Origin of the sequence: Gimesia aquarii, from assembly GCF_007748195.1 — a bacterium.
Taxonomy (GTDB): Bacteria; Planctomycetota; Planctomycetia; order Planctomycetales; family Planctomycetaceae; genus Gimesia; species Gimesia aquarii.
The window spans coordinates 6,402,876-6,416,213 of record NZ_CP037920.1; the positions used below are offsets into that span (position 1 = coordinate 6,402,876).

10 protein-coding genes are annotated in these 13,338 nt (G+C 46.9%); 4 read left to right on the forward strand and 6 right to left on the reverse strand.

The annotated features are described in order from the left end of the window. Positions 1–48 precede the first annotated feature (48 nt). Positions 49–1,065, forward strand: coding sequence for an endonuclease/exonuclease/phosphatase family protein (locus V144x_RS24465; RefSeq protein ID WP_144989176.1), 1,017 nt, complete (start codon positions 49–51; stop codon positions 1,063–1,065). Between the two features lie 181 nt (positions 1,066–1,246). Here the strand turns inward: V144x_RS24465 and V144x_RS24470 are convergent, their stop codons facing one another. After that, on the reverse strand, positions 1,247–3,046 hold the full coding sequence (locus V144x_RS24470; protein WP_144989178.1) for an outer membrane protein assembly factor BamB family protein: 1,800 nt from the start codon (positions 3,044–3,046) through the stop codon (positions 1,247–1,249). Positions 3,047–3,748: 702 nt separating this feature from the next. Here V144x_RS24470 and V144x_RS24475 point away from each other — a divergent pair. Beyond that, positions 3,749–5,998, forward strand: coding sequence for a glutamine synthetase III family protein (locus V144x_RS24475; protein WP_232102630.1), 2,250 nt, complete (start codon positions 3,749–3,751; stop codon positions 5,996–5,998). A 103-nt stretch (positions 5,999–6,101) separates the two neighbouring features. On the opposite strand, the gene V144x_RS24480 is transcribed toward V144x_RS24475, so the two are convergent. The 5 genes from V144x_RS24480 to V144x_RS28950 all read right to left on the reverse strand — a co-directional run bounded on the left by V144x_RS24480 (position 6,102) and on the right by V144x_RS28950 (position 11,081). Beyond that, on the reverse strand, positions 6,102–6,557 hold the full coding sequence (locus tag V144x_RS24480) for a hypothetical protein (protein WP_144989182.1): 456 nt from the start codon (positions 6,555–6,557) through the stop codon (positions 6,102–6,104). Between the two features lie 155 nt (positions 6,558–6,712). Next, the gene (locus tag V144x_RS24485; protein WP_144989184.1) at positions 6,713–7,624 is read right to left on the reverse strand and encodes a DUF1559 domain-containing protein; all 912 of its coding nucleotides are present in this window, start codon (positions 7,622–7,624) and stop codon (positions 6,713–6,715) included. 65 nt (positions 7,625–7,689) lie between these two features. After that, a complete protein-coding gene (locus V144x_RS24490; RefSeq protein WP_144989186.1) occupies positions 7,690–9,123 on the reverse strand; it encodes a FecR domain-containing protein in 1,434 nt (477 codons plus the stop codon). Next, entirely contained in the window at positions 9,120–9,656 is a 537-nt protein-coding gene (locus V144x_RS24495; protein ID WP_144989188.1) for a sigma-70 family RNA polymerase sigma factor, read from the reverse strand. The genes V144x_RS24490 and V144x_RS24495 overlap by 4 nt, the downstream gene beginning before the upstream one ends. 333 nt (positions 9,657–9,989) lie before the next feature. Beyond that, positions 9,990–11,081 (reverse strand): bifunctional transcriptional activator/DNA repair enzyme AdaA, encoded by a 1,092-nt coding sequence (locus V144x_RS28950; RefSeq protein ID WP_144989190.1) that lies wholly within the window; start codon positions 11,079–11,081, stop codon positions 9,990–9,992. A 178-nt stretch (positions 11,082–11,259) separates the two neighbouring features. Between V144x_RS28950 and V144x_RS24505 the strand changes: the two genes are divergently transcribed. Together V144x_RS24505 and V144x_RS24510 are read left to right on the forward strand one after the other, a co-directional pair. Next, positions 11,260–11,805, forward strand: a complete 546-nt coding sequence (locus tag V144x_RS24505; protein ID WP_144989192.1) for a DinB family protein — start codon at positions 11,260–11,262, stop codon at positions 11,803–11,805. A 266-nt stretch (positions 11,806–12,071) separates the two neighbouring features. Further along, the gene (locus V144x_RS24510; RefSeq protein ID WP_144989194.1) at positions 12,072–12,920 is read left to right on the forward strand and encodes a DNA adenine methylase; all 849 of its coding nucleotides are present in this window, start codon (positions 12,072–12,074) and stop codon (positions 12,918–12,920) included. Positions 12,921–13,338 lie beyond the last annotated feature (418 nt).

Consider the following 13,338-nt stretch of genomic DNA (forward strand, 5'->3'; position numbering starts at 1 on the left):
GAGCCGCGAGCCACATTGCGCATATACAAATCATTTCGCCCAATACTTATGACGAATCGCCAACTAAGTACTCCACCTGAGAAACGAAGCCGTACCACCTGGATTCTGACGACACTTGTTACAGGTTTTTCTCTACTACTGTTGCTATTCCAGACACTTTGTTATACACAACAATACGATGCGTGTGCTGCCGTCACAGTTTATCCGAGTTGGGTCTGGTTTTTATGTGGTTTGTGCTTCGCTCTCATTCTGATCAGAAACAAAAATAAGCGAACTGTGGTCGCTACACTCTGCTTGTGGCTTTTGTTTCTGGTTTTCTTTGCTGATACGCCTTTAAGTCTCTGGCGAGGCATTGGGAGTCCATCAGATCGCGAATGGATTGACGCCCGAGAGCAACAGCGCACCATGCGAGTGATTTCGCTAAACTGTAGCGGCAGGAAAACATCGGTTCTCGCCTTAAAGCAATGGGAACCGGAACTGATTCTACTACAGGAGACGCCAAACAAAAATCAACTGACAGAAATCACCAATGAACTCATGGGTGCTAACGGAGTCTTTCTGTCCGGCGTGGATACGTCCCTGATCACGCGAGGAGAGATTGAACTGATAGCCGCGACAGGGAATTATATCGCAGGTAAGATCACTCTCCCCTCGGGCCAGGAATTGGTGGTCGCTTCTCTGCGACTCTCTCCCCCTCCGTTCCGCTTTGATTTATGGAATCCGGAGTGCTGGCGCGCGTTTCGAGATCACCGCATGAAACAGCGGGCTGAAGTTAAAGACCTTTCCCAAGTATTAGCGGCCCTTCCTACAGGGCTTCCCGTCATTGTGGGAGGAGATTTCAACGCCAATCCTCGCGATCCGATTTTTGCGGAATTACCAGCGTCTCTACAAGATGCTTTTGTGAGTGCAGGCAGTGGATGGGGAAATACCATTATCAACGACATCCCGTTTTTACGAATCGACCAAATCTGGATCAACGATTCATTTCAGCCAGTACGAGTTATAGCAAACACCTCAGTCGACACTGACCATCGGACAGTGATCGCCGATCTGATTTTTAAATAAATATCACTCTTAAACTGAGCGGTACGGCGCTAGCCGCCGGTATTGCACAAGTAGTCATAAAAACTAATGTCTGAAAGGAGTTTAATTTGATAGATGAAATTATTAAAGAACTACCGAGGGCTAGCGCCCTTTCGCTCAGGTTCATATTCAAACTATAAAATAACGTCCGTTGATTGTTGTTTTATTTTGCCAATGGCAGGCGAAAAGAGGCGGCCTGTTCTGCATTGCGGACGAATAACTGGTCGCCACGCAAAACGGGATGATTCCAGGTTTTGCCGTCGATCGACTGAAACCTTGCCAGTTCTGTATGTGTTTTGGGATCGGCTTTCAGTAACACGACTTCACCTTGCTCGCTGATCACTAACAACTGCCCGGAATCATCAAGTAACAAAACCTGACCTTTTCCGTAACGGCCCCGCTTCCATTTGCGTTTCCCGTCTTTGAGATCGAAGCACAAGAAAATGCTGCCGTCAAATCCATAAGCGTAACCTTCATGGATCACAAAGTCACTAAAGTCTGGTTTCAAACCGAGGGCAATCCAGACTTGTTCCGCCTCCCATTTACCATCTGTGTTTGTGACGCGAACTCGTTGAACCCCCTTGCCCATTCCGGTCGCAATCAGGATGGAATCGTCTTCAATCACCTGAGGTTGTAATGCGCGAAAGCCATCAACGGCACATTCGTAATTGAGCAGCACAGTACCATCGGCTGGATTGAACAAGTTGAGTTCTTTGTTCGTCAACATCGCAATAACACTTTGTCCGGCAATAGTGAGCAACACAGGAGAGCTATAGGAGTGATCGCCAGACGGAGCCGACCACTTTAAATCACCGGTTTCGGTATCGAATGCCAGAACGCCTTTATCACCATTACCCCCCGCATGAACAATGACCAGTGAATCAACGACAAGAGGCGAAGAGCAGAACCCCCACATCGGTGGTTCTCGACCAGCAACTTCACGAACGTCTTGTTGCCAGACAATTTTCCCCGTTTTGGGATCGAGCCTTATTAAGTGCCCTTTTGCTCCCATGACGTAAAGTTGCCCATCGGCAAGTGTGGGAGTGGCACGAGGACCAGCGCCCCCCATCGGTTCATAAAATCGAGATTGAATCTGTTGCTTCCAGATTTCGTTTCCAGAACGAGCGTCATAACAAACGATCGCTTCGTAATCGCCGCGTTGCTCCTGAGTGAAAAGCAGGTTACCGGCAATGGCAAAGGAGGACCAACCAGGACCGATGGCGATCTTCCAGAGTGGGGTCGAAACTTCATTCGTCCATTTGTCAGCCAGAGTCACACCGCTGAGTACGCCATCTCGCTGATTGCCGCGGAATGCAGGCCACGCGGGATCAGTAAGTTGCTGGTCGAGTTCGGTGACTGTCAGTTGACTCAAATCACTCGGGGACTGTCCGTTATCTTTTGCCAGAAAACTGTCTTCCGCATTCGGGGTCCAGCGCCACGCTAAATCCATTTCGTAATGCCCCCACATTCCATCACTGCGCACCAGAGTAGAGAAGCCAAACCCAATGACAGAGCAGGCAGTGATAATCACTGTTCTCTTAAATGAGAGCATTTTCGAAACCAGAACCGCGGCAAGTCCAAACAGCCCCAGCCCCATGGGCACGGTGATTGACATCACAGCCGGTCCTTTCATCGAAGGGTCAATCAGGAACATCGTCGCGATCGCGGCCAAAACGACTACTGCGGTTCCCACGATTTTCTCTTTCACCGTGGCACGACTGGCAAACAGCCACCACAATAAAATCAAACCACCAAACACCATGGGACCAAAGATGACCACCATTAACATAAGAGTCGAGTTGACTTCGATCGCGCGGGTTAAAAACCGTGTCACCAGTATGCCGATCAGAAACAAAATCGGAGGCCAGCTGCGTAACGGTTGTAATTTAGTATCAGATGACACTGCATCATCTTCTTGTGGTTCGACTGGTTGACTTGTTTCTGATTTTTGATTTTCTGTCATGCTGAATTCCCGATTGAGCTGGTTCTCATGTCTGATCTGAATGCGGTCATTTTAGATTGCAGAACTGATCTTTCAACCGGTGATTTATCCCGCTCTACCAGACCATATGAAAGGCAGACTTTCAGAAGAATATGGATTAATACCCGACGATTCAGACACCTTTCATTCACTAGCTTTTCTCGATATCTAGCAACTCGGCCTGCTGACCGACTGCTGCATTTTAAGGCATAACCTGCCATAAACAGCAGCAACCATCACAAACATATAGTATCTTTGATCACACTTTAAGTTCCGGCATGGAAACAGCGACTCAAACTTCGCATACAAACAGTTTGATTGAGATACAGCGTTAATGATGGCTCAAACTCTGACAGATCCTGGAACAACAATGCTCAAACTCTCACAATTCATACTCTCTGTTGCTGGAGTCATCACTCTGTTCTGAGTAAAACGGGTAACAACAATCTGTTTGGCACACATTCTGCTTTGCTTAGTCTTATGGTTCATTTTTCAATGTGATCTCGTCAGTTTCGATACGTTCTGACAGACAAATGACCATGATCCCCAACCTGTTATTCAAACCGCTTGTAAAAATACCAATCGGATTTCACAGAAAAAAGTATGGCTCGTGTGAACCATACGACTGTGGTCCCTCCAATAATAATCGTAAGTTGTTCTTTCGCTCAAAGAAAAGGTAAAAAAGTGAACACGCAAATTCAAAGCTCAGACTCACCTACCACTTACCCTGGTGCCAACAATGGGAGTCAGAGCAAGCCCAGTTCCCCACGCTCTGCTGCTATCGCTGCAGTGACAGGTTACTCATCCAACCGGTCACCAATGAATTTTCGGGAAACCCCAACAGGTGATCTCTTTAACAACAACGTGTTTTCTAAAAAGGTAATGAAAAAACGTTTGCCAAAAGAAATCTACAAAAAACTGGTCCGGACGATTGAAGACGGCGAGAAGCTGGACTGCTCAACAGCCGATGTAGTGGCATCTGCCATTAAAGATTGGGCCATCGAAAAGGGGGCCACTCATTACGCCCACGTATTTTATCCCTTGACCGGATCAACGGCTGAAAAACACGACAGTTTCCTTTCACCTGATGGTGAAGGTAGCGCGATCGCGGAATTCAGCGGTTCTCAGCTCATTCAGGGTGAACCCGATGGTTCGAGCTTTCCCACTGGTGGAATTCGAGCCACGTTTGAAGCGCGGGGTTATACCATCTGGGATGTTACCAGTTCAGCTTATATTCTGGAAAATTCCAATGGAACGACACTCTGTATTCCTACGGCCTTTGTTTCATGGACGGGAGAAGCATTAGATAAAAAGACACCCGTGCTGCGTTCCATGCAGGCCTTGAATACTCAGGCTCAACGAATTTTGAAACTGTTTGGGCATGAGGATGGTGATCTGGTTTCATCGACCGCAGGTCCCGAACAGGAGTATTTTCTGATTGATCGTAACTTTTATTATGCAAGACCTGACCTGCTCACTGCAGGCCGCACTTTATTCGGAGCCAAACCACCGAAAGGTCAAGAGTTTGACGATCATTATTTTGGTGCGATTCCTGACCGCGTGCTGGCGTTTATGTTTGAAGCGGAACGAGAACTCTTCAAACTGGGAATTCCCGTTAAAACGCGACATAACGAAGTGGCACCAGGCCAATACGAAATCGCACCTCAATTTGAATCTGCGAATATCGCGACCGACCATCAACAATTGCTTATGACCACTTTGCGACGCACCGCAGAGAAACATGGCATGGTCTGTCTGACTCATGAAAAACCGTTCGCCGGTGTGAATGGTTCAGGAAAACATGTCAACTGGTCACTGGGGAGTGCCTCACAAGGTAACTTGCTTGATCCGGGAGATACTCCCCATGAAAACGCACAATTTCTGCTCTTCTGTGCCGCCGTGATCCGTGCCGTGCATAAATACCAGGGCTTGCTGCGTGCTGTCGTTGCTTCTGCCAGTAATGACCACCGTCTAGGCGCCAATGAAGCTCCTCCGGCGATCATTTCCATCTTCCTCGGTGATCAGCTTACGGATGTCTTTGAACAAATCAAAGCGGGTGGCGCGAACTCATCGATTCCCAAGGGAACCCTGACTGTGGGAGCGGACGTCTTGCCACCGCTGCCTAAAGATGCGGGAGACCGTAACCGTACCAGTCCCTTCGCGTTCACCGGAAACCGGTTTGAATTCCGTGCCGTTGGTGCAAACCAGTCGATTGCCGGCCCACTAGTAGCGATGAATACGATTGTCGCAGATTCACTTGAGTTTTGTGCCACCCGACTCGAAGAAGCAACCGGCGGTGATCCCGACAAACTCCATTCTGAGTTGCAAAAACTGTTGACAGAAATCATGAATGAACATGGTTCTATTGTCTTCAATGGAGATGGTTATAGCGAAGAATGGCATGCGGAAGCGGCCCGACGCGGTTTGCTCAATCTTAAAACCACCGTTGATGCTCTACCAATCTTAGAATCGGAAGATGTCAAAACGCTGTTTACCAAGCATAAAGTTCTTTCAGAACGAGAACTGGCTAGCCGTCTTGAAACATACCTGGAACAGTATTGCATGACGATTAGTGTAGAAGTCAATCTGACGATTAAGATGGCAAAAACTTTCATCTTCCCGGCCGTGATTCGCTACCAGAGCGAACTGGTTTCCAATTGTGCCAACTTGAAAATGCTGGGTTATGATTTTGATACTGTCACCCTGGATCATGTCACAGACCTGGTAAAAATTCTCCAAGATACAATCGGCGAACTGGAACTGGCTGTTTCAGAGTGTGAATCAGATGATATGCTTGCTGAAGCAAATCATAGTTGCAATGTTCTCTTGCCAATTATGAACAAGGTTCGGGCGATCGCAGATGAACTGGAAGGGATCGTTGCCGACGACCTTTGGCCTCTACCGACTTATCAGGAAATGCTGTTTATCAAATAACAGCCCCTAGTTAAGATTCGATTCTTCAAACGAAAAGCCGACCAGTAGTATTTATACTGGTCGGCTTTTTCTGCATTGTTCTCTGACCAAAGCAACAATCGGCCTATTTCTTTTTTTCCTTTGGTTCTAAATTGAACTGCAGTACGTTTGCTGTACCACTTTGAATCTCTGCAGTCAGGCCGGAAGTACTGGGGTTGTTGTATTTTTCCAGAATGAGAGAATTTCCCCCTCCCATGTAGTTGGGATCGAAGTCGGTGGTTTCTCCGGGATTCGCAACGACGGCACTTTTAGCTGTTTCCGTAGCAGTAATGGAAACTTGATGAGTACCTACAGGAGCACCGTCATTGGGTTCGTAAGTCATTACATTCAGAATTTCCCCATCTTTGATCACTCCCGAAGCAGGACGGCTACCGGTTGTTTCAAACGTAATTGTGCCCGAAGCAAGAGGCGCGCCATCGAGTGTCACCGTTCCGGAAACTGGTGCCGTTGATGAGCGATCAGGACCCCCACCGCAACCGATCACGGTGAGCAAGAACATACAAAAAAATAAACGTTTCACCTTGAACTCCACTAATATTCCGAAAGAAAAAGACAATGAGATAACTACCCGGTTCATTGCTTGTTGAACGGGCCAAGGAATAAAGCAACAATCAAACAGGAGCAGACAGACTCGGAACCGAACCTGTCTGTTTGCAAAGTATCTTTCTGTCAGACTTAGTATTCTCCGAGAACTTCTCCGCCTGCACGGGAAGCGAGTCCGCGATAAGTGGCACCATCGATATTCTCACTGACGAAACGCACTGCACCATCACCCATCAGAAAATGAGTGCCTCCGACGTGGAAGCTTCGAAATCCAATGGATTCATCCCAACGGGCATTGGATTGGCTTGGTAAATTACTCCTCAAATCTTCGTTCATAAAGTTAATCGGATGAGCCGTGGTTCCGAAACTCTGCACTCCCCAGTTTTGGGTAATACACATCGCACCAATACATTCACCGATTGCAAATGTATTGGAAAGGCCATCAGTGACATCTCTGATGCGCGCACTCCATGCCCAGCGACCGATCATGCCACGCACTGGTTGAAGACAGCCTACGTTTCCATAGGCGGGAGTCGCGCCGACGCCTGTACTGTTTACATAATCGCCGATCACAGCCGCATAGTCAGTCTGCGCAACAACCCAGGTTGGTGCTGCAAAAAACTCTTCATCACGGATTTCGTTTGCAAGCGGGTCTGAGGGACAAAGAAATGCGGGGTAAGGCTTCTGAAGATGCTGAAAATTGTTCCCTTGCCAGGAAGCCCGATCAAAATCAAAGGCATTATAAATATTGGCCTGATCCATATAGGGCAAAATCATTGGAATCCATCCGTACCGTTTGCTACCCACAGGTGCTCCCACATTGGGACAGCGCGGATTGGAAATTGGCAGCATAGAGAACGTACCATGATAATTATGAAGTGCTAAACCAATTTGTTTTAGATTATTTTTGCACTGAGAACGGCGTGCAGCTTCTCTCGCCTGCTGCACTGCCGGCAACAGTAACGCGATCAAGATGGCAATGATCGCAATCACGACTAATAACTCGATGAGCGTGAAACCTCGACGCAGCTTAAATGATGACATCGCAAAGCCCCTTTTCTTCGAAAATGAAATATATAAAATATCTACACAACTACTTCGCATATAAATCAGCGTGCGCGACGATACTCAAATGTGCCTGCCGAGTATCGATCTACGAACGTTTGATCAATTTTTATCGGGAAGTTCTCAGGATCAGATAACCACTGCGGTTGATCTGGTCTGACCTCGCCCAAGCCTCGCTCAAACCGGCTCGTACCGACAAACGAAATCAGGCCGCCGCCATCGTCGCGCGACTTCAAGTGCCGACGAGAGCCACTCACTCCATCATTTCCGTTTGGCTCTTTCTCTCCATAACCATATGCCACAATCGAGTAAGCCCCGGGTTCGAGTCGCAACGGAGATTTCAAAGGCTGAAATCGATTCGAGTCAATCAGTTCTGCATCATCACCGGGAGCAAAGGCCACCACTGCCAGCCGCTTGGTCCCTTTATCGTCTTTAAAATCATCAGGTGTTCCCAAATCGTCGCGCTGCCAAAGCTCACACACCAGCTGTTGTTTCAACCCATCGGAGCCGCTGTCAAATACACCCAAGCGTGTCACTTCGATCGGCTCGTTTACCACAAAATCGTGGCCCAGTTTACCGTGATATGCCTGTGTGCCTTTTGTATTCTTTCGAGTTCGGTAGGCAATCTTGAGTGAATCTTGATTCTGATCTGGCTCATCTCGCAAATCGACCGGTTCGATCTCGATGTAGCCCTCTTTTAAAGGATCAACACGAACAGCCTCTTTTGTTTTGAGCATTCGCCGCTCAGTAGCTCCCATCTCATCAGAGCGTTTCACTTCGACGAGTCCCTGGTGAACCTGAATATCGACAACTTCCGCATCGTAGACACGAACTGTAAACTCGGTTCCAAAGTCAACCACCTCCGCGGCGGTTGTTGACACTTTAAATCCGATTGCCTGCCGGGGTACTTTTAAGGACGCTGTCCCGGAAAACAAGCGCACGACATCCGGGGAAACGATTTTGATTGTAGTATCCCCTCTCAATGTCAACTCAACACCATTCATAAAACGCAGTACTGCTTTACCATCTTCTAAATGCAGCCAGCGATCAACCTGAATGGTTTCACCCAGCTCTGCTCCGAGACCTGGATGCTCCCACCAACCATCCTGTGATTTCAAGGTCGCCACGCCTTTGTTAGCTGAACTATTCTCAAGCGACTGATAAATAATGACGCCCATCAGAAGCATTGCTGCGACAACAGAAACACCAGTGACCTTTTGCCAGAATCGCGGTGTCTGGTTTTCGTCCCAGCGTTTGGTTTCAAACAACGAAGTTGGACCCTCAAAGAGTTCGGAACGCTTTGCGGTGACAGCTAAATGCCCCAGTAATCCCATGTGTTCAAGGTAAAATTTACGGGCATCCGCGTTTTCTTCGAGAAGCTTCGAAAGCAACTCCACTTGTTCGTTCGAAACAGTTCCGTCATCAATGGCAGCAAGCCATTCCTGCAGATTCGATTCCCAGTCATTCTGAATGCTCATGCTGACGGCCCCATTTCAAAACGACGCTGAATACAACTTTCAAGCCGCTTGAGAATTCTTCGAATCCATAGCCTGACAGTAACCTCGGATCGGCCCACCTGACGTGCCGTCTCCTTGAGCGTTCCCTTGGATCGAAACCGTAACAGGATCAATTCTCGATCCGACTTTGTCAGACTCGCGATGCATTCATCCAATGCCTGGGAACGATATTCCAATTCATACCATAAATTACCAGTATCCGTAACAAGTTGTTCAACAACTTGTTCGTTTAAACACCGCGAACGCCTGTTTTTCGTTCGCCGATATTCGAGCACTTTGAAATGCGCAATGCGACAGGCCCAGGCAGAGAAGTTCGTTCCCTTCTCAAATTCGTCTAACTTCTCCCACATCAACGTGACGACTTCCTGGACGATATCTTCCACGTCTTCGCAGCCGGGCAACAGCGCGCGCACGAGCCCAAACAAACGCCCTTCATTGGCCATAATCAGCCGGACGAATTCATCAGGTTGGAGCTGAGATGAGTTTTTAGACAACAGTAGAATCTACTTATTACTGAAATGTTTCCGATAAATTCTTTACTACTTAATAAATGACCTTAGACTGAAAAACCGAAAGAAAGTTTTTCGGACCTATCTTCAAAATGCTACGTATCCTTTTTTCATAGAAAGAGTTACGAATTTACTTATTTAGAGATTATTTTTGTGTGAGGAGAAGAATCAGTCGCTTATCAAAATCATTAAAGATTAGGGGGAGACTGTTATGGAGGGCTTAAGAGACCTGACATCCCATTACTATTTAATGAGGTGAATCAGTCTCTAATAACACTATTAATTGTTCTTGACTTCTCTAGATTGAGCTACTGCATTTTATGTTGTATTCAGAGGTAATTCACGGCTTTCAATTTCCAATAGTCGCTTCTTTCGCCAGAGCCCGCCGCCGTAACCTGTCAGCTTTCCGTCCGCACCGATCACACGGTGACAAGGAATCAGAATTGAAATGCGGTTATCGCCGTTGGCGCGGGCGACGGCACGTACTGCCGCTGGTTGGCCAATATTTTTAGCCTGCTCTGCATAGGAACGGGTTGTTCCGAACGGAATGGTTTGCAAAGCGGCCCAGACTTTTTGTTGAAACTCGGTTCCGGGCGTAATCAACGGGATATCAAAGTCAGTTCGCTTACCTGCAAAATAGGCCTGTAACTCCGCATCGAGTTGCGCAAAGAACGGACTATCTCCTGGCAGCGTTTTTGCATTCATGCGTTTGTGCAAACGATTGAGTTGGGTTTCCAGCATCGGACGGTCGGCGAATTCGAGCAAGCAGATCCCCTGCTCCGTCGCACCCGCTAACATCGGGCCAAGTGGCGTCAGTATCCTGGTGATGGCAATCACCTCTTGCCCGTTGGTCTTTGCTGGCGCGCTGCCGATGGTTTTCTTGAAGCCATCACCGAAGCCACTCAGCGATTCATAACCACTCTGAAAGGCGGCATCTGTGACTGATGTTTTGTGGCGAATTTGGCCAAAGGCCTGGTTGATCCGTCGCATTCTTAAGTAGGATGTGAAAGTCATGCCATGTAATTTCTGGAACCAACGACGAACACGTACGGGATCAAGTCCCCGTTGCCTCAAATCTTCAGCCTGCAAGCGAATAGTGGCATCCTGTTCGACTTCTTCCAGTAAAGGTTGCAGCCATTCGGGTGTGGCGCCTAAATCGATCATAGGATGACAGATCTTGCAGGCACGATAGCCGCTGGCGATTGCCGACTTCGCATCGGGAAAGTACTCGACGTTCTCCGGTTTGGGTTTGCGGGCCGTACAAGAGGGTCGACAAAAAATTCCCGTTGTACGAATCGCTGCAACGAAAACACCTTCGAAGCTGGTATCTCTGCGACTGAGCGCATCGTACATCGTTTCCCGGTCGGGAAGTGTGGCTGTGTCATTCATGTTTGTGTCTGTATTATCCATTTTATAGAACCCGAGTTTTTGAAGCCAAAATACCATCTCCAAAAATAATACCAGTTCCACAACCAGCGGCAACCGCGAAATGGACAAGGAATTTTCCGAGCACCCATTACCTGGAAAATTAGATTCCGGAGCCCTAAAATGAGCTACTAGAAATATCATACTAAAATGAGGAACTGAAATGGATACCACAGGCCAATTTATGTCATCGATACTCAACGTATTCGAAACCCACAAACGAATGACGGAGCGAGCCGTTGAACAAGTTCCCGATGAGAAACTCCATACCGCCCTCGATGAGAACACGAACTCTATTGCCGTGATCATGAAGCACGTTGCAGGAAACCTGATCTCACGCTGGACCGATTTTCTGACAACCGATGGCGAGAAGTCGTGGAGGAATCGAGACGATGAGTTTGTAGACTCGTTTAAGAGCCGCGCGGAACTCATGGCATACTGGGACCGTGGCTGGTCGTGTGTTTTGGAAGCCCTCAAGAGTTTGACGGCAGAAGATCTTGAAAAATCAGTCTCAATCCGCGGAGAAGCACACACCGTACCGCTGGCAATTGAGCGCTCACTCGGACACACCTGTTACCACGTAGGTCAAATCGTGCAAGTCGCCCGCATCCAGGCGGGGGATAAATGGAACACACTGACCATTCCAAGAGGTGAATCTGAACAATTCAATAAAGCGAACTGGGGAGAGATTGGGAAGTCGCATTCGTAAGTTATAGATTCTATAGTAATTGACTAGAAACATACGCGATTTTTAGCGGCACTCCTTTTGAAAAGAGCTAGAAATTAAAATCTATTCAGATCTGTTAATTGGGAATGATAATTGTAAAATTTAATTGGCTCCAGTCTGATCTTCATCAATTATATTAATCACATTGTCCAAAGGTCGACCAATTCAAGAAAAACTGTATACTAAAACATACATCTGTTAATTTCAGTTTCCAACTTCTAATCTCATTCTAATCTCAAAAACAGTATATGACTGTCAATCAATCAAATCACGTTGAATCGTTTCTTCGTTGGGCTGGCAGCAAACGGCAGTTAATCCCTCACTTAGCACAAGCTGCCCCTCCCCATTTCGAAAGATATGTCGAACCTTTCGCTGGTTCTGCTTGTTTCTTTTTCTATTTACGTCCTAAGAAAGCAGTACTCAGTGATTTCAATGAGCATTTGATTCAATCGTATTTAGCAGTCAAGAAGCATCCGATAAAGTTGGCCCGATCTCTTACATTGTTTGGCACTCAAGTAGAAGATTATTATGAAATTCGTAGAATCTTTGGAGATTCTTCTGTGATGTTAGAACGAGCAGCACAATTCATATATTTGAATTCATACTGCTTTAATGGTGTCTACAGAACAAATCTTCGCGGGAAGTTCAATGTACCGCGTGGCTCAAAGACCAGAGGAGTGCCAAATGAAACCAATCTTCGGCGCTGTTCGATAGTATTGAGAAATGCCAACGTCTATTGCCAAGATTACAAGAAGACCTTGCGTAGTTGCACAGACACTGATTTTATTTATCTTGATCCGCCATATACTAAGCTAGGAGCAAGGTACCGAGGGGAATACGGTGTAGGTAGCTTTACATCACAAGATGAGCAAGATCTAGTATCTGAACTACGAAAACTTGATCAAATCGGATCGCATTTCTTATTATCATATCGCGCCTCAGCTGCCTTTATTCGATTACTTGATCCAAACTGGCACATTCAACGTATTAGAGTTAGGCGAAATGTTGCAGGATTTTCAGATGCACGTCGAACTGCAATAGAGATCCTCGTGCGTAACTATGATAGTTGCGAATCGTTGAAGAGGACGAACTTGTGATTCGAATTGCAATAGTAAGTGATCTTCATGCATATGATTCAAAAAGCTGGACCAAAGATGGTGCTCCTAGTCATTTCGACATTACAGAGGGAAGAGCCGAACAACAATGCCCGATGAAGTCAATGTAGACGTTGATTTCAAACGAAAACCTAGCAGCAGACTTCCTAATGTGCCCCGGTGATCTCTGCAACAATGCCTGTAAAGTGTCACTCCCGGTAGCTTGGAAAGCAGTAAACCAAGTTGGAAACGCGTTGGGTGTACAACAAATTCTCGCAACAGTTGGAAATCACGATGTAGACTCAAGGAGGCAACATAATACTTATGATCCTATCGAAGAGTTGAAAAAACTTTCTCCTGAATTTCCTGTAGTTGATCGTCAGTTGAGAAATCAATTTTGGAGCGAACACTTTTTAGTTTA